This window comes from Methylobacterium oryzae, from assembly GCF_036441375.1.
Lineage (GTDB): Bacteria > Pseudomonadota > Alphaproteobacteria > Rhizobiales > Beijerinckiaceae > Methylobacterium > Methylobacterium oryzae_A.
In genome coordinates, this window is the sequence record NZ_MLCA01000007.1 from 30,558 (window position 1) to 51,799 (window position 21,242).

The window sequence follows — 21,242 nt, forward strand, 5'->3', positions numbered from 1 at the left end:
CGCTCGCAAGGACGGCTTTGCCGTCACCGGGGCGCGCGGAACCGCACCGTCTCGAACAGGTGGCGGCCGAGGGGATCCATCGTCAGGCCGAGCACGTCGTCGCGGATCGCCAGGTGCACCCTGGTGTGCGCCAGGGGTACCCAGGGCATCGCGCGCCGGACGATGGCCTGAGCCTGGCGGTACAGGGCCTGCCGCGTCTCCCGGTCGCCGGTGCGGCGGGCGGCCTCGACCAGCCGGTCGTAGGCCGGGTCGCACCAGCGGGCGAGGTTGGCCCCGCCGGTCTGGGCGGCCTTGCAGCCGAGCAGGACGTTCAGGAAGTTGTCGGGATCCCCGTTGTCGCTCGTCCAGCCGTAGAGCATCAGGCTGGGCTCCCCGCCGTAGAGCGCGGCGCGGTACGCGTTCCAGGGGCGCGTGACCGGGCGGACGCGGATGCCGACCTGCGCGAGGTCGGCCTGGATCATGTCGGCGACGCGCCGGCCGTTCGGGTTGTAGGGCCGGCTGACCGGCGGGTACCAGAGTTCCGTCTCGAAGCCCTCGGCGAGCCCCGCCTCCGCGAGCAGGCGCAGCGCCTCGGCGCGGTCGAAGGGCGTGTCCGGCAGGTCCGGGTCGTGCGCCCAGATCCCCGGCGGCAGGGGACCCTGCGCCAGGATCCCGGCATCGCCGTAGACGCCCGCCACGATCGCCTGCCGGTCGATCGCGAGGTTGACCGCGCGCCGCACCCGGACGTCGCCGAAGGGCGCCCGGGTCGTGTTGAGCGCCAGATAGGCGACGTTGAGCTCGGCGAGCGCCAGCAGCGTCAGGCCCGGCTCCGCCCGGATCGCGTCGAGGTCGCCGGTCGCCGGGAACGCCATGGCGTGGCACTCCCCGGCCCGCAGCTTGGCCAGGCGCACCGCCGCGTTCGGCGTGATCGCGAACACGAGGCTGTCGGGGCGCTCGCCGGGCTCGGCCCCGTCCGCCGCCGGGCGCCAGTAATCCGGGAAGGCGCGGTAGCGCAGGACCTGATCCGGCCGGTAGCCCTCGAACACGAACGGGCCGGTCCCGATCGGCGCGCGCGCGAGCTCGTCCGACGCGTTGCCGGCCGCGAGGGCGGCCGCGTACTCGGCCGACAGGATGGCGCCGAAGGCCTGGGCGATGTTGGCGAGGAAGGTGGTGTCGGCCTCGCGCAGGCGGAAGCGGACGTGGCGCGCGTCCGGCGCGTCGATGGCCTCGATCAGGTCGGCGAGGCCGAGGTCGTGGAAGTAGGTGAAGCCCGGCGCGGCGCCGTCGGGTCCGGGACGCCGCTGCCGGCTGAAGGAGAACACCACGTCCTCGGCGTTCAGCGGGCGGGTCGGGGTGAAGCGCGCGTTTGCGTGGAAGCGCACGCCGTCCCGCAGGGCGAACACGTAGGTCCGGCCGTCCTCCGAGACCGTCCAGGATTCGGCGAGCGCGGGGCGGATCGTCGTAGTGCCGGGCGCGAACTCCACCAGCGTGTTGTAGACCTGCCACGCGGCGTTCATCGTGGTGGTGGTCGTGGCGCGGGCGGGATCGAAGCTCTCCGGGCTGCCCTCCGAGCAGAACACGAAGGTGCGGGCCGCCGCCGGGCCGGGGGCCAGGGTAATCCAGGAGAGCAGGCCGGTCGCCACGGCGAGGAGCCCGGCCCGCCATCCCGCGGCCGGCCTCACGGCGTGCCGATCGCGGTGGGGAGCGCCCGGGCGGTCGTCTCCGCGCGGCGGGCGGGAAACTCGACCTGCACGACCGTGCCCTGACCGAGTTCGCTGGTGAGCGCGATGCGGCCCCCGAGCTTGGCGGTCACGAGGTTGTGGACGATGTGCATGCCGAGCCCGGTGCTGCCGGCGCTGCGCGCCGTCGTGAAGAACGGGTCGAAGATCCGGTCGAGATGCTCCGGCGGGATGCCCTGGCCGGTGTCGCGGACCTCCATCCGCACGAGGCCGCCGTCCCGCTCCGACACGTCCACGACGATCCGTCCCGGCTCGCCCGCGCGGAAGCCGTGCACGACCGCGTTGGCGATCAGGTTGGTCACGATCTGCGCCAGCACGCCGGGATTGGTGTCGATGACGAGGTCCGCCGGGCAGGCGCGCTCCACCGCGTGGCCGCCCTTGCGCAGCATCGGCCGCAGGCTCGCCAGCAGGTCGTCGAGCCAGGTCGCCAGCACGACGCTGCGGCTCTCGTCGCTGACCCGGTCGACCGCGACCTGCTTGAAGCCCTGGACGAGGTCGGCGGCCCGGGTGAGGTTGGTGCAGAGCAGGGTGGCGCCCTCCTCGACCCGGTCGACGAAGTGGTTCAGCCGGGAGCGCGACAGCGTGCCGGCGGACAGCCCCGTCCGGAAGGTCCGCGCCTCGTCGCTCATGAGCGTCCCGGTGGTCAGCGCGATGCCGAGCGGCGTGTTGATCTCGTGGGCGACCCCGGCCACGAGCTGCCCGAGGGAGGCGAGCTTCTCGGCCCGGACGAGATTGTCCTGGGTCCGGCGCAGCTCGACCAGGGCGACGTCGGCCTGATCCTTGGCCCGGCGCAGCGCCCCCTCCCGGCGGGTGATCTCGGAGACGAAGACCGCGGTGGCGCGGGCGATGTCGCCGAGCTCGTCCCGGCGCGCCGTGCCCCGCACGGCCGCGCCCGCCGGGTTCCCGGTCAGCATCACCATGTCGCCCTGGAGGGCGCGCAGGGGCACCAGGATCGAGCGGGCGACGCAGATCACCACCAGGGCGCCGAACAGCAGCAGCCCGGCCGCGCCGGCGAGCAGGATCCGCTGGATGAAGATGCCGAACCGGTCGGCATCGTCCACGAAGGCGTCGTTGAGGGCCTTGGCGCTGTCGATCATCGTCGCGGCGAGCCCGTCCATCGCCGTGATCATCGCGTTCTGCTGCCGCAGCCCGCCGATGGTCGTGGTCAGGCGCGCCCGCCAGCCGTTCAGGGCCTGGATCATCTCGGCCTGGATCAGCGGCGAGATCGGCAGGGCGCTGGCGCTCCGGGCGAGGCGCTCGCCCTCGGCCAGCATCCGCTCGGCGAGGGCGGCGTCGCGGTGCAGCAGGGCGCTCGCGGTGCGCGGCCCGAGCTTGAGGGTGCCGATGGCGACGTTCTGCGTGGCCTGCTCGATCTCGTTGGCCTCCACGGAATAGGCCAGCAGCTGCGCCACCTCGTCGTGCAGGCTCTCCTGGCCGGAGGTCTCGATCTTCAGGATGCGCTCGATCCAGCCGTCGAGCTTGCCGCGGTCCGGGCTCTGCCCCGCGGCCTCGGCGGCCAGCGCGTCGAGGATCTGGGCCTCGGCCTCACGGCCGTCGGCCTGCAGCGCCGCCACCACGGCGCGGCTGGCGGCGCAGAAGCGGGCCTGCGCGCGCTGGACTTCGGGTTCGGAGGCCGCGGGTCCGGCCGGATCGGCGCCCTGGCCTGTACTCTGGGCTGTGCCTTGGCCTGGACTCTGGGGGGAGCCTTGCGCGGCGGTCACCGCGCTCTCGGCAGTCCGGACCTGCAGGGTGTTGAGGCGGGCCACGAGGCCGCGGGCGACCCGCAAAGCCTCGACCTTCTCGGCCAGCGAGCGGGCGAGGTCGGCGTTCGAGGCCTGCTGCCGGAGTCGCGCCCGGTCGGCGAGGTCGATCAGGGTCTCGGCCCGCTGGGTCATCTCGCGGATCAGGCCGTCATTCTCCTGGGTGCGCCGGACGAAGGCGTCCATCTGGCCGCGGTAGGCGGCCAGGGCCTCCTCCGCCGAGGCAATCCGCGCGCGCTGCGCGTCGATGCGGGCGAAGCCCCTGAGCCGGCCGAGCCCGGCCTCGGCCCGCGCCGTCAGGCTCGCGAAGCGCGCGGCGTAGGCGGAGCGGTCCGGCGCGTCGGCGGCGGCGTACTGGTCGCGGACCAGGCGCGCGGTGGCGATGTCGTGATACACGTCGGCGACCAGGACCGCGCCGCCCCGGGCGCGTTCCTCCTGGGCCAGGAGGAGCCAGCCGGCCAAGGCGATCGCGCCGGCGGCGAGGATCGGCACGCCCCCGACCAGGGCGATCTTGGGTCCAACGCGCATCCGCGTCCCGACAGAGGGGTCCGGCAACAACTTAAAGCCGTGTCTGCGCGCGGAGCAATCGGGCGGCGCCCCGGCATGACGCGGCGGCGTGGCCAGTGCGCGAGAGGCCGGATCAGCGCGGCGGCCGTCGAGATCCGGGCGCCTGCAGGTCGGGACCGGCCAGAACCGGATCCTCCGAATTACGCGCGCCACCGCGCGGCGCCGGCACGCCGAACCGCTCTTCGCAGGTCGGCAGACGCCGCGGCGCGCGATCGCTGCCGTGCAGCATGCGACGCAGCCGGAGGAGCAGGTCGGGATCTTCGTCGGCACCGGGATCGTCGCTGAAGTGCGGCATGGCGGCGTCCGGCCCTCACCGCGGGCCGGACGCGGCACCGACCGCGATGAGCCGGATGCGGCGGGGCGCCGAGTGCCCGACCGGGCCGCTCCCCGTGCAGGCGCCCGGAGGGTACGGCCAAGCCGCTCCGGCACAGGGGGCGCCGTCACGGTGCACCGCGGAGGTTTGGCCGCCGCCTCGGGCGGTCACGGAAACAGGGCCGCCTACGGGCGCCCAGCCGATCACCGCCAGGACGCAGAGCGCGCCGGCCGCCGCGGCCGACGAGGTTTCGATCACGTGTCGCATGGCCTGTCCTCCGGGCCCTCCCGGCCCCCGGTCCTGCCACGCTGATAGGGACGCTCCGTACCGCCAATATTGCTTCCACGTCGAACAGCGACCCAGATTGTTGCGTTGCCACGACCGGACGCAACATACATTCGCGGAACATCAGTCCCCTTCAGGCCGGAAGATGTATCCAAGACCCCGCACCGTGCGGATGTAGCGGGGGTTTCCGGGATCCGGCTCGACCTTCTTGCGGATGCGGTTGATCCGCACGTCGATGGCGCGGTCGAACGCGTCCGGGTCGCGGGCATCGGCGAGGTCGAGCAGGCGCTCGCGCGAGAGAGCCCGCCGCGGGTTGTCGGCGAACGCCTTCAGCAGGTCGAATTCCGATCGGGTGAGCGCCTGCTCCAAACCGGCATCGTCGCTCAGGCGCAGGGCGTCGAGTTCCAGCCACTTGGTGCCGAACCGGATTCTGCGCCCACCCACGGGGGCCGGCGCGGCGATCGGCATCTGCACGCGGCGCAGGACCGACCGCACGCGGGCAACCAGTTCCCGCAACTCGCAGGGTTTCGGCAAGTAATCGTCGGCCCCGAGCTCCAGCCCGACCACGCGGTCGATGGCGCTCGCCGTGGCGGTGAGCATGATGACCGGGATCGCCGTCCGTGCCTTGAGATCGCGCACGATGGAGAGCCCGTCCTCCTCGGGCATGTTCAGGTCGAGCACGATCAGGTCCGGGCAGTGGCGGTCGAGGTGCTCCCGCAGGGCGCGCCCGCCGTCGCACTCGACCACCGCGAACCCGTGGAGCTTCAGGTAATCCCCGACCATCTCGCGGGTCGCCGCCTCGTCGTCGACCACGGCGATCGATGGGATCGCCGCGCCGCCGCGGGAAGCGCCGGGCGCGGGCCTGTCTGGAATTGTCATCGCAGCTATGCGCACTTTCCGGGTTCGCTCTGGAACGAATGCAGGAATCGTATCGACTCACGGTACCGTGACAAGTTTTCAACACGATTTCTAGCGTACTCGTCCGGTTGCGAGCAGCATTTCAGGTCGCAGCCATGGACGATGATACCCTTACGCTGATCCCCGACGATCTCGATGAGGCGCAGCCGAATGCGGGGGCCTGGGTGATTGCCGTGATCGACGACGATCCGGCGGTCCATGACGGCACGCGCTACGCGCTGGCGAGCTACACGCTCGACGGGCGCGGCCTGGAGATCCTCACCGCCCGCTCGGCCGCGGAGGCGCGGGTGCTGCTCGCCGAACGCCGCGACGTGGCGGTGGTGCTGCTCGACGTCGTGATGGAGACCGACAATGCCGGGCTTGAGCTGGTGGACTACATCCGGCGGGACCTCCGGCAGGAGACCGTGCGCATCATCCTGCGGACCGGCCAGCCCGGGCAGGCACCGGAGCGGCGGATCATCGTCGATTACGACATCAACGACTACAAGGCGAAGACCGAGCTGACCGCCGACAAGCTGTTCACCAGCCTCACCGCGGCGCTGCGCGCCCATCAGCAGCTCAAGCGCCTCGACGAGACCCGGCGGGGACTCGAGATCATCATCGACGCCGCGCCGATGCTCCTCGATCACAAGTCGATGCAGCGACTGGCGGAGGGGGTCCTCACCCAGGTCGCCTCGCTCCTGAACGTCGCCTGCGCGGGCATCCTGGTCCTGCGCGAGACCGCGGCCCCGCAGGAGCGCTTCTGCGTGCTGGCCGGGTCCGGCTGCTACGGACACTACGCGGGCCGCGAGCCGGCCTGGCCGCTGGAGGAGCGGGTGCAACCCCTCGTCGAGCGGGCCTTCGCCGAGCGCCGCCACAGCTTCGGCGAGCACTGGTCGACGCTGTACCTGCACACCGCGAGCGGCAGCGAGATCGTCGCGCTGATCGAGGCCGACCGGCAGCTCTCCGAGACCGACCGCTCGCTCATCGCGCTGTTCACGAGCCGGCTGTCGATCGCCTTCGACAACGTCATCCTCTACGAGCGACTGCAGCAGAGCAACGCCGATCTGGAGCGGCGGGTCGTCGAGCGCACCGCCGAGCTGATCCGGGCGAACCGCCGGCTGGACCTGCAGCGCTCGGACCTTCGGCGCGCCAACAGCCTCAAGACCGAGATTCTCGGCACCATCGCGCATGATCTGAAGAACCCGCTGGCGGTCATCCTCGGCCGCGCCGAGATGCTGTCGGACCTGATCGACATGCAGGGAGACCGGGAGCAGATGCGGGCGCAGGTGCAGCACGTCCGAGCCAGCGCCAAGGGGCTGACGACCATGATCGACAGCCTCATGGCGGATGCGATGAACGACGCGCTCGACATCACCCTGCGCCGGGAACCGGTGGATCTCGCGAGCCTCGCCCGGGAGGTGTGCGAGGCCGACCGGCCGCTCGCCGACGCCAAGGGCCAGAGCCTGGTCTGCGAAGGCCCGGACGAGCTGTTCCTCTGCGGCGACGCCGAGCGCCTGCGCGAGGCGCTCGACAACCTCGTCTCCAACGCCATCAAGTACAGCCCGGCGGGCGGGGCGATCACCGTGCGGGTCAGCCGCGAGCCGGGTCCTCGCGGCGCGGAACTGGTCTGCGCCGTCGCCGATCACGGGCCCGGCCTGTCACCGGAGGATTCGACCCGCGTGTTCGGGCGGTTCCAGCGCCTGTCGGCGAAACCCACCGGGGGCGAGAACTCGACGGGTCTCGGGCTGTCGATCGTCCGTCGGATCGCCGAGCTTCACGGCGGCCGCGCCACGGCCGAGAGCGCCGGCCCGGGCCTGGGGGCTGTCTTCGCGATCCGCTTCCCGGAAGACTCCGTCGGGCTGATCTGAAGGCAGGCGTCCGGAGCTCTCCTCGACCGCGCGCACAGCGCACCTCCGTCGAGAGGAACGGTCGGAGCGGGTGATGCAGCGTGAAAGTGTCGGCGACCCCTCGCGCGGACCGAAGACTCGCCGGGGCGGTCTATCGCGTCGTGGGCGACGCAATAGTTCGCGCAATGATGACGCAAAGGAGCTTGACCATAACGTCGTCCCAGAGCGGCCAATCCTTGGCTGCGACGGCCTGGAGACGGCAGATGGTCACGCGAATGATGACGAACAGCGCATCCGGATCCGACCGTATCGTCGTCTGGTCGATGATCGCGGGGCTCGCGCTGGCCTTGATCCAATACGCGCAGGCAGCCGCTCTGCCGACACACTTCGTCTGATCGGACCGGCTCCTCCGGAGTCGATCTCCTCCGAAAACGACGAGCTCATCGGTTCACCAAGTGCCCGCCGGTCCAGTTGCCGCGAGGCAGGCAAGCCGATGCGCGCGAACTCGGAGGACCCGCTCACGGCGCCGACGGGCGCGCCGCGGCGCCGCCTCCCTCGGGCGAACGCGTCCGAAGGTACGCGATGATATCCGCCCGATCGAGGGGATCGGGAAGTCCGGGGAAGCTCATGCTCGTACCGGGCGCCAGCTTCGCAGGAGCAGACAGCCAGAGATCCATGCGCTCCGGGGTCCAGACGCCTCCCAGAGACCGGAGCGCCCCGGTATAGCCGTAGCGCCTGCTGTTGCTGGCGACGGGCTTGCCGAGCACGTCGTACAGACCGGGGCCGTTCCGGTCGCCGGCCCCCATGCTGGTCGTGTGACAGGCGGCGCACTGACCGAACAGCCGACCGCCGCGCGCCGCGTCGGCCACCCGCATGACGTCGTCGAACTTCGGAGACTCGCCCAGGGAACGGCGGCGGTCCCGTCCATCATCCGAGCAGGCTGTCGCGAGCAGTGCCAGCGCGAGCGGCGCGATTCGCGCGCCGAGCCCACGACGACGCGGGATCCGCGTCCGCGTGAGACACCACAGCATCGCACTCCCTCGAAGATCGGAGAGGGTGCACGGCAACGACCCTGCCGCCCGACGGCGAGCCCGACGCTCAACCCCGATCCAGCCGTCGCGGAGCCTGGCGGCGCATCGCCGGACTGCGACAAGCGCGGCCGCCCGGTTCAGGTCCCGTTCCGCGCGACCCAACGCGGCCGGATCGGCGGAGACTGGCGGATCGCGAGATGCGCGCACAGGAGCAGCCCAGTCACACAATGGTGGAGATCGCGCCGGGTGGATGCGCCAGCAACGTCGCGAGCAGGCTGAGCCCATACCGGAGCGTCTCGGCATCGGGCGCGGCCCCGAGGGAGACGCGGATGGCTTCCGGGGCGGCCCCGACCGCGAAGGCGTCGCTCAGGATGACCGAGACGCCGAGTTGCCGCGCGTGTGCGCCGAACTCGCCGCGCCGCCAGGGATCGGGAAGCTTGAGCCACAGATGGTGCCCGCACGGATGCGCCCGGACATCGAGATCCCGGAGCGTCTCGCGCGCGACCGCCTGCCTGAGGGTGTTCTCCTGCCGGATCGCCGCGACGATCCCGTCGAGGTCACCCTCGGCGATCCAGTTCGAGGCGAGCGCGGCCGTCAGGGGCGAGGCCATCATGTTGATGGCGCGCAGTTCGGCCGCCAGCCGCACCGCCTCGTTGGTCCCGGGTACCGCCACGTAGGCGATGCGCAGGCCGGGGCTGGCGCATTTGGACAGCGTCGCGATGTGCCAAGTGATGTCGCTCGCCTGCGACGCGATGGGAGCCGGCGCGTCAACGGGCAATGCGCCGTACGCGTCGTCCTCAATGATGGCGACGCCGTGCGTGCGGGCGATCTCGGCGATCCGCAGGCGCCGGATCGCGGGCAGCGTTGCCGTCGTCGGATTGTCGAGCGTCGGAACGAGGTAGAGGGCCCGCGGCCGATCGGATCGGCAGCGTTCGAGGAAGGCGTCCGCATCGAGCCCCTCCGCATCGCCGGCCACCGGGACGAGGCGGACGCCGCGGCGCTCCGCGGCCATGCGCAGCCCGGGATAGGTGAGCGCCGGAACGCAGAGGGCATCGCCCGGTTTCAGGATGGCGGCGAGCACGGCGGCGAGCACGACCTGGGCACCACCCGCCACGAGGACGCGCTGCACCGGAAGTGTCCCGAGCCGCTGACCGAGCCAATGGGCTGCCGCGGCCCGGTCGGCCAGATTCCCGGCACTGTCCTGATACTGCATTCGGGCGAGGAAGCCGGACGAGCCGGCGAGCCGTGAAAGGCCCGCCTCCATACGCTCGGTCAGACGCGCTGCCGCCGGCTGGGGCGGCATGTTCATGCTGAAATCGACGCTGCCGGTTGGATCCGGCCGGCGCATCTCGGCGGCTGGCGATCCGGGGATCCGAACGAAGCTGCCCCGGCCGGCCGCCGCATCGATCAGCCCCGATCTGCGCGCCTCGTTGAAGGCGCGCGTGACCGTCGTCAGGTCGACGTTGAGGTGCTTGGCCAGGGTGCGCTGCGGCGGCAGGCGCGCCCCGGGCAAGAGCCGGCCGGCGCGAATATCCTCGGCCAACGCCTTGACGATGGCGAGGTATTTGGGCCCGGCATCGCCAGTGATTGTCGGGTTCCAAATTCCCATCATTGACCACCCGCTTCACGCCGTTGTATGCATACATTCGATATGCAGACAAGGCGAGCGCCCCCGCCGCGCTGCCCGATCTCTCGGCCGGGGCTCTCTGCGCCACCATTGTATGGACGCTATGCCATACATTCGAGGTGCACAACCCGGGCCTCACGGCCCGACCGAGCGGGCGGGTAGTTCAGGAACGCGGATAATGCAGAGGACCACCGATCAATCGCTCATGTCAGTCGGCCTGCGCTGCCGCTGCCCACGCTGCGGGACCGGACACCTCTTCGACGGCTTCATCACCCTGAAGCCGCGCTGCGAGGCGTGCGGCCTCGACTACAGCTTCGCCGATCCGGCAGACGGGCCTGCCTTCTTCATCATGATGACGATGGCTTTCCCCGTCACGGCCTTCGGGATCTGGCTGGAACTTGCCTACGATCCGCCGCTCTGGGTCCACGCTGTGGTGACCCTGCCGCTCCTCCTGCTGGCCTGCGTGCCGATCATCCGGCCGCTGAAGGGGCTCTTCATCGCCAGCCAGTACATCAACAAGGCCGAGGAGGGACGCCTCGCGATCCCGAGCGCACCCGTGTCCGGTTCAGCAAAGCGGGACTGACCGCTTCTCCCGCCGATCGGACCGCCCGACACAGGCAAGTCGGCCGCGATGGGCGCTCCGGAACCGGGTGCGCGGCTTCGAAGACCTGCTCAACGCTTCCGTGTAAGCGGTCGAACCGTTCAATCCGCCGGACATGCGGGCCGCCGGCCTTGGGCACGCGATGGGCACGCGATCTCATCCAGGCTAGCTTGCCCGCCCGATGATGTCGCCGCCGCCCGGCGACCGGTTGCCTCAACCTGACGATCCATGCGGCCCCGCACGCCTCCCCTCGCCACGCTCAGGCTGTTCGAAGCGGCCGGCCGCCATCTCAGCTTCGCCCGCGCGGCAACCGAACTGAACCTGACACCGAGCGCCGTGAGCCACGGGATCGTCGGCCTGGAGAAGGCGCTGGGGGTGAGGCTGTTCGTCCGGGAGCCGGGCAGGCTGGTGCTGACACGCGAGGGTGCCGAGTATCTGACCTACGTGTCCGAGGCGTTGTCGCTCATCCTGATCGGAACGCGGCGCCTGCCCACGCCCCGGTCCGGCAAAACCCTGGCCATCAGCTGTGCACCCACCCTGGCGACGCAGTGGCTGCTGCCCCGGCTCCCGGCCTTCCGCAGCCGCCATCCGCAGATCGCGATCCGGATCGACACCTCGCATCGACAGGTCGGCTTTCCGATCGACGGCTTCGATGTCGCCCTTCGTCTCGGTCGGCTCCCGCCCCCGCGGCAGCACAGCATCCGCCTCTTCGAGGATTGGCTGCTTCCCGTCTGCAGCCCCGCCTACCGCGAGGCCGTCACCGGCCCGGACGGCACCGTCGATGTCCGGCGCGCGACGACGATCCACGTCACATCCGCGACCGAGGATTGGCAGGCCTGGGGCGACGCGACAGGGACGGACGAGCGGTCCTCGGCCGATACCCTCCACGTCGACACGTTCGCGCTGTCGCTCCGGGCAGCGGGCGCGGGCCTGGGCATCGCGCTGGGCCGGGGCGCGCTCATGGACCGCGAACTCCGCGACGGCACGCTTGTCGGGGTCGGTCACGCCGTCCCGGCGGCGACATCCCACTGGCTCGTGAGCGCCGCAGGCGACGACGATCGGCAGGAACCCGAACAGTTCCGGGTCTGGCTGCTGGCGGAAGCGAGCCGGTTCGCGGCCGAGCAGAGGGAGCGCTTCCCGCCGGGATCGGCCTGACCGCCCGAAAGGGCCGGGACGAGTCCGCTCGACCGTGAGCGCCGCTCACCGCCCGAGGAAATCTTCTCGTTTGTCGCCCCGACCGCCGGCTGCGAGCGTCTCCGCGAAGGAGACCGCGATGGCAACGATCGGGCATGGGCGCGCAGCGCTGTGGGGCGGAGCGCCGGCGGTGGCGGTCGCCGCCGGGCTGGTGCTGAGCGGCGCGATGGGGATCCGGCAGACCTTCGGCCTGTTCCTCGGGCCCTTCTCCCTCGAGACCGGCATCCCGGTGGCGACGACCGCCCTCGCCATCGCCTTGCACAACCTCGTCTGGGGCTTCGCGCAGCCCTTCGCGGGCGCGGCGGCGGATCGCTACGGGAGCGCGCCGGTCATCGCCCTCGGCGCGCTGATCTACGCGGGCGGGCTCGTCCTGACGGCGCTCGCTCCGTCGGCGCCGACGCTGCTGCTCGGCCTGGGGCTGATGGTCGGGATCGGGATCAGCGGCACCAGCTTCGGGGTCGTCCTGACCGCGGTCGGCCGCGCCGCCACCCCGGAGCGCCGCAGCGCGGCGCTCGGTCTCGCGAGCGCCGGCGGCTCGCTCGGCCAAGTGCTGCTCGTCCCGTTCGCGCAGACGATCACCGCGGTCGCGGGCCTGAGCGCCGCGCTCCTCGCGCTCGCGGCCATCATCGTGGCGCTCGCGCCGTTCGGCATCGCGCTCGAGCGAATGCCCCGAGGCACCCCGCCCGGCGGCGAGTCGGCATCCGGCAACCTGCCGGAGGCGATCCTGCTGGCCTGGCGGAACCCTGGCTACCGCCTGCTGACCCTCGGCTTCTTCACCTGCGGCTTCCAGCTCGCCTTCATCGCGACGCACCTTCCGGGATACCTCGCCCTCTGCCACATGCCGGTGGGCCTGGGCGCGACGGCGCTGGCGCTGATCGGCCTGTTCAACATGGCCGGAAGCTGGGGGTGCGGCTGGCTCGGCGGCCGGTACCGCCCCCAGCACGTCCTCGCCTGGCTCTACCTGATCCGCGCCGTCGCGATCGGCACCTTCGTCCTCGCGCCGAAATCCGAGGCGGCGGTCGCGGCCTTCGGGGCGGTCATGGGCCTGACTTGGCTCGGAACGGTTCCGCTGACGAGCGGCCTCGTCGCGCGGGTCTTCGGGGTCCGCCACCTCGGGACCTTGTTCGGGATCGTCTTCCTGAGCCACCAGATCGGGTCGTTCCTCGGGGCGTGGCTGGGCGGCGCGGTGCTGGAGGCCACCGGGTCCTACCGTCCGGTCTGGCTCGCCACGGCCCTGGCGGGCCTGGTCGCCGCCCTCCTCCACGTCCCGATCGACGATCGTCCCGTCGCCGTCGCGCCGCCTGCCCCGGAGCGGGCCCGATGACGACCGCCATCGACGGGCCGTGCGGGACCGAGGGTGTCGGCTCCCTGGCCGTGGCGATCACCTGCCGCGACGGCACCCGGCTCCAGGGCCATCTCTGGCGGCCGGACGGGAGCCGGTCGCCGAACCGGGGCGCAATCATCGTCAACCCGGCGACCGGCGTTCTGGCGCGCTACTACCACCCCTACGCGCGGTTCCTGGCCGGCCGGGGCTTCGCGGTGCTCACCTACGATTACCGCGGGATCGGCGGCTCGCGGCCCGCGAGCCTGAGGGGATCCGGCATCCGGTGGCGGGACTGGGGCGAGCTCGACTTCGACGCCGCCGTCAGGTGGATCCGGGAATGCCGGGCGGGGCCCCTGATGGTCGTGGGCCACAGCATCGGAGGCTTTCTCCCGGGCTTCGCCGAGGCGGCCGGCGCGGTGGACCGCATCCTCACCGTCGGCGCGCAGTTCGCCTACCGCCAGGATTATCGTGCCCGCGACAGGCTGCGCATGACCGCGCGATGGCATCTTCTGATGCCGCTCGTGACCGCCCTCGTCGGCTACTTTCCCGGGCGCCGGCTCGGATGGCTCGAGGATCTCCCGGCCGGGGTGGCCTACGAGTGGGCGTTCCGCGGCGAGCGCATGGAGGCGAGTTATCCGGCCGCGGACCGCCCGGCGCTCCTCGCCCGCTTCGCCGCCGTGCGCGCCCCGATCCTGGCGGTCGGAACCCCGGACGACCCGTTCGGCACGCCGTCCGCGATCCACCGGGGCCTCGGCTACTACGTGGCGAGCCCGCGCATCCAGGTCCAGCTGATGCCGTCCGCGATCGGCGCGGCGGAACTCGGCCATTTCGGCCTGTTCCACGCGGGCAAGAGCGGCACGTTCTGGACCGACACGCTGCGTTGGCTGGGCGACGGGGAGAACCCCTGGCCGGAGGCCGCGATCGATCCGGGGCGAGCGGGCCGCGCCTGACCGGCGTCGAGGAAAGCCTCCGGGGGCGTCACCCGGGCAACGGCGCGACGGCGGTTCGTCGCGCGGCCCCGTCCGCGCCGGCTGACCCGATCGGGGTCCGGCCACCGCGCGCCCGGACACGGCACCGGCAGGAGCCCGCATCCGGGTCGTCAGAAGGAGCAAGTCGCGGCGGCGGATGAATTCGGCCGGACCGGCTCCCGCAGGGTCGAGACCGCCTACCCCGTCCTGTGACGGAGCTGCAGCGACCGGGCGATCTCGGAACGCTTGGCGGCGTAGCCCGGAGCGACCATCGGGTAGTCGCGGGGCAACCCGTACTTGGCCCGGTAATCCTGCGGCGTGAGGCCGTGGGCCGTGAGATGACGCTTGAGCGTCTTGTAGGACCTGCCGTCGATGAAACTGATCAGGCCCTCGGCCTGGATGGACGTGCGGATCTCCCGCGGGGTCGCGGCTTCGGGTGCCTCCACCGCTCGCGCCGACCCCACGCTGATCTGGCAAAGCATTTCGTACGTACTGGCTAGAACCTCGCGGAGCTGGACAGGCGAGACCGGATTGCGGGACACGTAGGCGCAAACAATCTTTATAGAGTTTCTCAAGGCCGCGTCAAAAACTTTTCTCCCGCCAACACCAACCTCAGGTAGCATGCCTGCCATTCCCCCTCTGAACACGCCTGATAAGAGTTGTATATCAATTTTAGCATGTCAATCCTTTGTCTTGACTGAACTTGAAAAAAGACCCGCGCGTCGGATATTCTACTTTTAGAAAAGTGGATTGAAGGATATTTCAACCAGAAAGGGGCAGCTCTGCACACCAGTCCGGTCCGTCGATCGACCGCTCGGACGCGAAGTTCGAGCCTCGCGAGCGGCCCCGAAGGAGGCCGGCCTCTCGGCGCATCGACAGGAGCACCCCCTTGAAGCCGGTCCCTGCGCGCCGCGACGGCCGCGCGAAGGCTCGATGATGACGGTCCCGAACCGCAAACACGCTTCCATCCCGGCGGCGGCCGATTCTTCCGGTCCCGTATCCGACGCGGTGACGGGCAACATAGCCGGCGCAGCGCAGGCCTCGGAGGAGACGGGGGCGGCGGCCAGCCAAGTTCTGTCGACGGCCGCCGAGCTGTCGCGGCAATCCGAGCATCTCGGCGCCGAGGTCGCCCGCTTCCTCGCCGCCGTCCGCTCAGCCCGACAGGGCCCTGGCCGAGATCCTCCCGCTCCAGCTCCGGCTGCGCGGCACGGGCCGAACGGGCCGGCCGCGCGCGGATCTCGCTGCCGCGCACGTGCTGGACTTCCCGGTCCGGGGGTGCCCCAAGTCCAGGACTGTGGCGAGCGGCTCCGCGCGCTGAGCCGCGCGTCCGAGGCTGCCGTCGACAGGCCGGACCGGTCGCTGGGCGAACCCGGCCCGGAGGATCGGGGAACGGGCGACACCCTCCGGCACCTGCCCGGCTTCCCCCGCGGGCTCCCCGACAGGCCGCAGCACCTCCCGCTCGGCGCCGGACCGCGAGAGTGTGCGCCACACCGGTGGGGGTGGGCTGTCACGTCTCGGGATGGCCGGCCCGGGCGGGCTGTCGCTCATCTGCGACGACCCGTTCCGGATCTCGCGTCGCGCCCGCGACCTCGATCCGGCCCGGGAGCTTCGGCCCCGGTGCGGCGTGCATCGGCCCGTGGCGACGCCGGCCTCAGGGCTCATCGGTCCGCTCACCATCGATGCTGCGGCAGGCCCGTCCTCGACAGCATCGCCTGCGGCTGCGGCCGGCTCAGGAGGTAGCCCTGGACCTGCCCGACCCCCTCGGAGCGGGCGAGTTCGAGCTGCTGCGCCGTCTCGACGCCCTCGACCACCGTGGTGATGCCGAGGCTGATCCCCAGTCCCGCCACGGCCCGGATGATGGCGCGCGCGTCGGCGCTCGTCGCGGCCTCGCTCATGAACGAGCGATCGATCTTGATCTTGTCGATGGGGAACCGGCGCAGATAGCTCAGCGACGAGTATCCGGTGCCGAAATCGTCCATGGCGATCCGGATGCCGGCATCGTGGAGCGCGGCGAGATTCTCCTGTGTCGCCTCGCTCCCCTCCAGCAGCGAACTCTCGGTGATCTCGATCTCCAGCCGCGCGGCGGCCAGGCCGGTCTCCGCCAGCACCGCGAGCACCTCCGCGCCGAACCCCTTCTGACGCATCTGGACACTGGAGACGTTGACGGCGACATCGACCGTCTCGGGCCATGCCTGGGCGTCCCGGCAGGCGCGCTCGAGGATCCAGCGGCCGAGCGGCAGGATGAGGCCGGTATCTTCCGCGAGGGGGATGAACGACAGCGGCGGGATCAGGCCGCGCGTCGGGTGGCGCCAGCGGACCAGCGCCTCGACGCAGACGACGTGCCCTTCGCGGGCATCGACGAGGCTCTGATAGTGCAGTTCGAACTGCTCCTCTTCCAGGGCGGCCCGGAGGTCGGCCTCGGTCCGGCGGCGCGCCTCGAAGGCGTCCGACATGCTGGGCTCGAAGACGCTGTAGACGCCGCGTCCCCCGGTCTTCGAGTGGCGCAGGGCGAGATCGGCGTCGTGCAGCAGCGGGTCCATGTCGAGGTCCTGCACCGCGCGGATCGCGAGGCCGATGCTGGCCCCGGTATGGACGCGGCCGCTCGCGAGATCGAACGGCTCCGACAGGACGTTGAGGAGGCGCTGGGCGGTCGACGTCGCGGCGGCCTCGTCGCTGACGCGGTGGACGAGCGCGAACTCGTCGCCGCCGAGGCGGGCCACGACATCGCCCCGTCGCGTGTTCTTCCGCAGCCGCGCGGCCACCTCCTGCAGGAGTTCGTCGCCGGCGGCATGGCCGTAAGTGTCGTTGACGAATTTGAAGCGGTCGAGGTCGATGTAGTACATCGCGAGCAACGGCCGCTCGTCGTCGCGCGCGACGATGAGATCGCGGTAGCCCTGCCGCATCGCCCGGGTGTTGGCGAGGTCGGTCAGCGCATCGTGATGGGCCAGATGGGCGATGCGCTCCGCGCTCCGCCGCTGCTCAGTGATGTCCTCGAACGTCGAGACCCAGCCGCCGCCGTCCATGATGCGGTGATTGATCGCCAGCGTGCGTCCGTCGCAGAGTTCGCGCGTGATCGGCGCGGGTTCGGCGGCCTGCAGCGCGGCCCGGGTGCTGCGCTCGATCTCCTCGAGGGTGACTTCGGGCGAGTAGAGGCCGCGCGCAACCAGGGCGGAGCAGATCTCGTGCTGGGCCATGCCCGTGAGGACCATGTCGTGCGGGAAGTTGAAGATGTCGCGGTAGCGCTGGTTCGACACGACGAGGCGGGACTGCGCGTCGAACATGCACAGGCCCTGGTTCATGTTCCGCAACGCGCCCTCGAACAGGCGGATCTGCTCCGTGAGCGCCGCGTTCAGCGCCGAGAGCCGGTCGAGCCCCTCGAGCCGCGGCCGCAGGACGAGGCCGTGCTCCGGACCGCCCGGGATCTCGCTGCGCCGGAGACTGGTATGCGGCACGATGATGTCCTCGAAATCGGATTGGGTTGCCGTACGATGCGGAGCGTCGCCGCGTATGCCGCGGCCTGAAGCGGCGACGATCCGGTCCGGACACCGGCTCGGAGAGCGGGCCGATCCGGGATGCTCGGTTCGGGATGACGGGTCCGCCGCCGGGTGCCCGGCGGCGCGCTAGGCCGCCACCCCGCAGGCTTCCGCCCGGACCTGCCGCGTGGCCGCCCGCGCGCGCGCGGCCCCCACGGTTCGATTGGCACGGCCGAGTCGGGAGATGTCCGTCACGCGCGCGATCCCAGTTTACAATCGGCCGAAAGAAGCATGTCGAACGCAGAAATTAGAGGCCACCATCGAATGGACCGCTACTAAAATGCATTACATTACGGAATTCAACCGTCATATTATCATGAACGTGTAAGATTTTATCAAATAATCCCAGGAGATATACCTTCCAGGTAGAAACCTGGCTCGATGCTACTACCATCGTGCGAAAGTCAGGCTGCGCCGCGACCCGCTGGCGCGGCGTATGTCCTTGCAGATCATCGCGCTTTGATCGCCGAGGCGGCGGTGGGAGGACCGTGAGGTTGCCGCAGATCCTGCCCGCGCATGGCAGGATTGCTTCCGCAAGCGGTGATGCGGGATATCGGTGCGGATCGGCGGCCGCCCGGCACGCGGTCGGGTCGATAGCCGGCCGTGCCGCGGCGGAAACGGGACGTGACCGTACCGCCTGAACGATCGGGGACAGCCCCTGCACCGGCCGGGACTGGGCCAATCTGCCGTCCCGGCGCGTCCGCGGCAGGAGCGCGGAATCCGCCCATCCGGCGGGCGCGGGCGGGACAGATGCCGCGTTCCTGTCACGAACCTCTGCACGCCGCGGCGACCTGATCGGAAGCGGTCGGGCAGGCACCGCACGGGTGGTTCGCGGCCGCGCCGCGCTATGCCCGCGGACGGCGGTGCGCCCTCGTCCCGGTCGACGCGAGTCCAGAGGTGCGGGGGCCGCCGACAGGTCTGGCGCGACCGTTGCACCGTCGGCTTCAGGTCTGCGAAGAGCCCACCCGGCGCCGCCCCGGATGCGTCGCCGTGGATCGTGGCCGAGAGAGGATCATGACGGATCAATCCGCACGGACGCGGGCAACAGAGCCCGGGCGCCGTCCATGAAGGTGGCGGAGGAAGGCGATCGCGTGGGCGCGATCTGCCAGGCCCTGCGGCACGCCATCGTCGAACGGGCGCTCGCCCCCGGCGACCGCCTGCCGGAGGACGCGCTGGGCGAGCGGTTCGGGGTGAGCCGCACCATCGCCCGGCAGGCCCTGCTGCGGCTGGCCGGGGAAGGCCTGGTCGACTTGCGCCGCAACCGCATCGCCGTCGTGGCGACGCCGAGCTGGGAGGAGGCGCGCGACACCTTCGACGTGCGCCTCGGCCTGGAGCGGCTGGTGGTGCGCCGCCTCGCCGGGCAGCTCAGCCCGGAGCAGCGCCAGGTTCTGCTGGACCAGATCGCCCGCGAGGAGGCCGCCCGCGGCGGGCCGGAGGCGCTGTCGATCCGGCTCGCGACTGAATTCCACCTGATGCTCGCCGAGATGACCGGCAGCGCCGTGCTGACCCGCTACGTCGCCGAACTCGGCTATCGCTGCGCCCTGATCCTGTCCCTCTACAGCCGGCCGCACTCCTCGGACTGCGCCGTGAGCGAGCACCGCGACATCGTCGCCGCCCTGGTGGCGGGCGATGCCGAGCGCGCCGCCGCGCTCATGGACCACCACCTCGACGCCGTGGCGGACCGGGCGCGCATCGTCCCGCCGGCCCCGCGCGAGCGCGATCTCGGACGCCTGCTGGCGCCCTACGTCGCGGGCGGCGGGGCCTGACCGCGCGGCGTCAGGCCGTGAGGCCGTGCCGGGTCAGCAGGCGCTCGGCGCTGTCGTTCCAGACCTCCATGCCGACGATCAGCCCGTCGCGCACGGTGAAGCGGTCGACGTAGCGGTTGCCCTCGAAGGGCGTGCCGTCCGGCCACGCGCCGTACAGGGTGCCGAGGCTGTAGACCGTGGTGACGCCGTCGCCCGGGACCACGTCCAGCCGCTCCATCCGCTTCTTCACCCAGGCGTAGCGGCCGGCATTGAAGGCCGTGACCTCGGACGGATGGTTGAAGACCCGCGCGCCGGTGAACACGATCCGGGTGCCCGGGGCCATGTAGCGGGCGGCCGTCTCGGGATCCGGGACCATCGAGGCCTCGAGATAGGCGGTGACGTTGGCGGCGTCGCGCGCGGTCGCCGCGCTGGGGGTCACATCGGTCATGGCAGGCCTCCTGTCGGGCCTAACGTGCCGCAAAAGCCCGATCCGTGCATGCAGGAAGTGTATGCACTTTGACACGCGATTGAGCACAGGATGCCTCGGAAGGTGCACGCACGCGGCACCGGAAGGTGGCAGGGCATCCGGATCGCGGTGGCATGGAGGTTGCGGTCCGCTGGGGCGCCCCGCCCTCGGAGACACGCCATGGCCTCCCTCCTGCCCCCGACCCTGCGCCGCTTCGCGGTGACGACGAGCGCCCTGCTCGGCCTCGCGGTCACGACCGCGCAAGGTGCCGACACCCTCAAGATCGGCCTCGTGACCGCCCTGAGCGGCCAGTCCGCGAAATCCGGCGAGGCGATCTCCCGCGGGATGAGTCTCGCCATCGACGAGATCAACGCCAAGGGCGGCGTCCTCGGGCGCCCGCTCGAACTGGTGGCCCGCGACGACGAGGCCAACCCGTCCAAGGGCGTGCTGGCGACCCGCGAGCTGATCCAGCGGGTCGGCGTCGTCGCGGTGGTCGGCGGCCTCGACACGCCGGTCTCGATGGCGATCGTGCCGATCGCCAACCAGATGAAGGTGCCGTTCATCGGCCCCTGGGCGGCCGGCACCGGCATCACCCGCAACGGCGCCGCCGACAACTACGCCTTCCGCGTCTCGGCGGTCGACGCCCTCGTCGACGAGGCGCTGGTCGCCTACGCGGTGAAGACCTACGGGGCGAAGAGGCCCGGGATGATCCTCGTCAACAACGCCTGGGGCGAGTCGAACCAGAAGGGCCTCAAGGACGCCCTGCAGGCGGCCAACCTCCCGGCGGCGGGCATCGAGAAGTACGAGGCCAACGACGTCGACATGGTGCCCCAGCTGTCTCGGCTGAAGGAGGCCGGGGCCGACGCGCTGTTCCTCGTCGGCAATGTCGGCCCCTCCGCCCAGGTGGTGAAGTCGCTGGACCGGATGGGCTGGTCGGTGCCGGTCGTCTCGCACTGGGGTCCCGCGGGCGGCCGCTTCGACGAGCTCGCCGGCCCGAGCGCCGGCAAGGTCCACTTCATCCAGACCTTCACCTTCGCGGGCAATTCATCGCCGAAGGCGGGCGCCGTGCTCGGCGCGCTCAAGGCCAAGTACCCGGCGATCAAGTCGATGGCCGACGTCACCCCCGCCGTCGGCATCGCCAACGCCTACGACGCGACCCACCTGCTGGCGCTTGCCATCCAGGCCGCCGGCTCGACCGAGGGCGCGAAGGTCCGCGACGGCTTCTACAAGATCGGCACCTATCCGGGCCTGATCAAAACCTACGAGAAACCCTTCGCCCCCGGCCAGCACGACGCGCTCGGCCCGAACGATTACGTGTTCACCCGCTTCAAGGACGGTGAGATCGTCGCGGTGACCAACTGAG

At 71.1% G+C, this 21,242-nt stretch carries 17 protein-coding genes and 1 pseudogene; 9 read left to right on the forward strand and 9 right to left on the reverse strand.

Going from position 1 to position 21,242, the window contains the following annotated elements:
- Positions 1–23: 23 nt before the first annotated feature.
- The 4 genes from MOTC310_RS14410 to MOTC310_RS14425 form a co-directional block, all read right to left on the reverse strand.
- Positions 24–1,661 carry an ABC transporter substrate-binding protein gene (locus tag MOTC310_RS14410; RefSeq protein ID WP_331302264.1) on the reverse strand — a complete coding sequence of 546 codons (1,638 nt, stop codon included), beginning with the start codon at positions 1,659–1,661 and terminating at the stop codon, positions 24–26.
- Positions 1,658–4,006: a HAMP domain-containing sensor histidine kinase gene (locus MOTC310_RS14415; RefSeq protein ID WP_331302265.1), complete on the reverse strand. Its 2,349-nt coding sequence runs from the start codon at positions 4,004–4,006 to the stop codon at positions 1,658–1,660. The genes MOTC310_RS14410 and MOTC310_RS14415 overlap by 4 nt, the downstream gene beginning before the upstream one ends.
- Positions 4,007–4,118: 112 nt before the next feature.
- A complete protein-coding gene (locus MOTC310_RS14420; RefSeq protein WP_331302266.1) occupies positions 4,119–4,340 on the reverse strand; it encodes a hypothetical protein in 222 nt (73 codons plus the stop codon).
- Positions 4,341–4,766: 426 nt separating this feature from the next.
- Positions 4,767–5,522: a response regulator gene (locus tag MOTC310_RS14425; RefSeq protein WP_331302267.1), complete on the reverse strand. Its 756-nt coding sequence runs from the start codon at positions 5,520–5,522 to the stop codon at positions 4,767–4,769.
- Positions 5,523–5,656: 134 nt separating this feature from the next.
- On the opposite strand from MOTC310_RS14425, the gene MOTC310_RS14430 reads away from it, so the two are divergent.
- The gene (locus tag MOTC310_RS14430; protein ID WP_331302268.1) at positions 5,657–7,411 is read left to right on the forward strand and encodes an ATP-binding response regulator; all 1,755 of its coding nucleotides are present in this window, start codon (positions 5,657–5,659) and stop codon (positions 7,409–7,411) included.
- 242 nt (positions 7,412–7,653) lie between these two features.
- A complete protein-coding gene (locus tag MOTC310_RS14435) occupies positions 7,654–7,785 on the forward strand; it encodes a hypothetical protein (protein WP_331292763.1) in 132 nt (43 codons plus the stop codon).
- A 123-nt stretch (positions 7,786–7,908) separates the two neighbouring features.
- Here MOTC310_RS14435 and MOTC310_RS14440 read toward each other — a convergent pair whose 3' ends face one another.
- Both MOTC310_RS14440 and MOTC310_RS14445 read right to left on the reverse strand, forming a co-directional pair.
- Positions 7,909–8,421 (reverse strand): c-type cytochrome, encoded by a 513-nt coding sequence (locus tag MOTC310_RS14440; RefSeq protein ID WP_331302481.1) that lies wholly within the window; start codon positions 8,419–8,421, stop codon positions 7,909–7,911.
- A 220-nt stretch (positions 8,422–8,641) separates the two neighbouring features.
- Positions 8,642–10,033 (reverse strand): aminotransferase-like domain-containing protein, encoded by a 1,392-nt coding sequence (locus tag MOTC310_RS14445; RefSeq protein WP_331302269.1) that lies wholly within the window; start codon positions 10,031–10,033, stop codon positions 8,642–8,644.
- A gap of 193 nt (positions 10,034–10,226) precedes the next feature.
- Here MOTC310_RS14445 and MOTC310_RS14450 point away from each other — a divergent pair, with 193 nt between their 5' ends.
- The 4 genes from MOTC310_RS14450 to MOTC310_RS14465 all read left to right on the forward strand — a co-directional run bounded on the left by MOTC310_RS14450 (position 10,227) and on the right by MOTC310_RS14465 (position 14,117).
- Positions 10,227–10,631: a DUF983 domain-containing protein gene (locus MOTC310_RS14450; RefSeq protein WP_331302270.1), complete on the forward strand. Its 405-nt coding sequence runs from the start codon at positions 10,227–10,229 to the stop codon at positions 10,629–10,631.
- Positions 10,632–10,877: 246 nt separating this feature from the next.
- Positions 10,878–11,804 (forward strand): LysR substrate-binding domain-containing protein, encoded by a 927-nt coding sequence (locus MOTC310_RS14455; RefSeq protein ID WP_331302271.1) that lies wholly within the window; start codon positions 10,878–10,880, stop codon positions 11,802–11,804.
- Positions 11,805–11,922: 118 nt separating this feature from the next.
- Positions 11,923–13,167 (forward strand): MFS transporter, encoded by a 1,245-nt coding sequence (locus tag MOTC310_RS14460; protein ID WP_331302272.1) that lies wholly within the window; start codon positions 11,923–11,925, stop codon positions 13,165–13,167.
- Entirely contained in the window at positions 13,164–14,117 is a 954-nt protein-coding gene (locus MOTC310_RS14465) for an alpha/beta hydrolase family protein (protein WP_331302273.1), read from the forward strand. Before MOTC310_RS14460 ends, MOTC310_RS14465 begins: the two co-directional genes overlap by 4 nt.
- 215 nt (positions 14,118–14,332) lie before the next feature.
- On the opposite strand, the gene MOTC310_RS14470 is transcribed toward MOTC310_RS14465, so the two are convergent.
- Positions 14,333–14,758, reverse strand: coding sequence for a Ros/MucR family transcriptional regulator (locus MOTC310_RS14470; RefSeq protein ID WP_419539903.1), 426 nt, complete (start codon positions 14,756–14,758; stop codon positions 14,333–14,335).
- Between the two features lie 382 nt (positions 14,759–15,140).
- On the opposite strand from MOTC310_RS14470, the pseudogene MOTC310_RS14475 reads away from it, so the two are divergent.
- Positions 15,141–15,293 (forward strand): annotated as a pseudogene (locus tag MOTC310_RS14475) (methyl-accepting chemotaxis protein); the annotation flags it as partial.
- Positions 15,294–15,805: 512 nt separating this feature from the next.
- On the opposite strand, the gene MOTC310_RS14480 reads toward MOTC310_RS14475, so the two are convergent.
- A complete protein-coding gene (locus MOTC310_RS14480) occupies positions 15,806–17,587 on the reverse strand; it encodes a putative bifunctional diguanylate cyclase/phosphodiesterase (protein ID WP_331302275.1) in 1,782 nt (593 codons plus the stop codon).
- 1,145 nt (positions 17,588–18,732) lie between these two features.
- On the opposite strand from MOTC310_RS14480, the gene MOTC310_RS14485 reads away from it, so the two are divergent.
- A complete protein-coding gene (locus MOTC310_RS14485) occupies positions 18,733–19,434 on the forward strand; it encodes a GntR family transcriptional regulator (protein ID WP_331302276.1) in 702 nt (233 codons plus the stop codon).
- A gap of 10 nt (positions 19,435–19,444) precedes the next feature.
- Here MOTC310_RS14485 and MOTC310_RS14490 read toward each other — a convergent pair whose 3' ends face one another.
- Complete coding sequence (locus MOTC310_RS14490) at positions 19,445–19,861, reverse strand: nuclear transport factor 2 family protein (protein ID WP_331302277.1); 417 nt, start codon at positions 19,859–19,861, stop codon at positions 19,445–19,447.
- A gap of 198 nt (positions 19,862–20,059) precedes the next feature.
- Between MOTC310_RS14490 and MOTC310_RS14495 the strand changes: the two genes are divergently transcribed.
- Entirely contained in the window at positions 20,060–21,241 is a 1,182-nt protein-coding gene (locus MOTC310_RS14495; RefSeq protein ID WP_331302278.1) for an ABC transporter substrate-binding protein, read from the forward strand.
- Position 21,242: the final 1 nt, after the last annotated feature.

Bases quoted from the DNA above. Each gene is read 5' to 3' on its own strand.
- MOTC310_RS14435 (WP_331292763.1), top strand. From the start codon at position 7,654: ATGGTCACGCGAATGATGACGAACAGCGCATCCGGATCCGACCGTATC.
- MOTC310_RS14430 (WP_331302268.1), top strand. From the start codon at position 5,657: ATGGACGATGATACCCTTACGCTGATCCCCGACGATCTCGATGAGGCG.
- MOTC310_RS14485 (WP_331302276.1), top strand. From the start codon at position 18,733: ATGAAGGTGGCGGAGGAAGGCGATCGCGTGGGCGCGATCTGCCAGGCC.
- MOTC310_RS14490 (WP_331302277.1), bottom strand. From the start codon at position 19,861: ATGACCGATGTGACCCCCAGCGCGGCGACCGCGCGCGACGCCGCCAAC.
- MOTC310_RS14460 (WP_331302272.1), top strand. From the start codon at position 11,923: ATGGCAACGATCGGGCATGGGCGCGCAGCGCTGTGGGGCGGAGCGCCG.
- MOTC310_RS14420 (WP_331302266.1), bottom strand. From the start codon at position 4,340: ATGCCGCACTTCAGCGACGATCCCGGTGCCGACGAAGATCCCGACCTG.
- MOTC310_RS14470 (WP_419539903.1), bottom strand. From the start codon at position 14,758: ATGCTACCTGAGGTTGGTGTTGGCGGGAGAAAAGTTTTTGACGCGGCC.
- MOTC310_RS14495 (WP_331302278.1), top strand. From the start codon at position 20,060: ATGGCCTCCCTCCTGCCCCCGACCCTGCGCCGCTTCGCGGTGACGACG.
- MOTC310_RS14450 (WP_331302270.1), top strand. From the start codon at position 10,227: ATGCAGAGGACCACCGATCAATCGCTCATGTCAGTCGGCCTGCGCTGC.
- MOTC310_RS14415 (WP_331302265.1), bottom strand. From the start codon at position 4,006: ATGCGCGTTGGACCCAAGATCGCCCTGGTCGGGGGCGTGCCGATCCTC.
- MOTC310_RS14440 (WP_331302481.1), bottom strand. From the start codon at position 8,421: ATGCTGTGGTGTCTCACGCGGACGCGGATCCCGCGTCGTCGTGGGCTC.
- MOTC310_RS14455 (WP_331302271.1), top strand. From the start codon at position 10,878: ATGCGGCCCCGCACGCCTCCCCTCGCCACGCTCAGGCTGTTCGAAGCG.
- MOTC310_RS14465 (WP_331302273.1), top strand. From the start codon at position 13,164: ATGACGACCGCCATCGACGGGCCGTGCGGGACCGAGGGTGTCGGCTCC.
- MOTC310_RS14445 (WP_331302269.1), bottom strand. From the start codon at position 10,033: ATGATGGGAATTTGGAACCCGACAATCACTGGCGATGCCGGGCCCAAA.
- MOTC310_RS14425 (WP_331302267.1), bottom strand. From the start codon at position 5,522: ATGACAATTCCAGACAGGCCCGCGCCCGGCGCTTCCCGCGGCGGCGCG.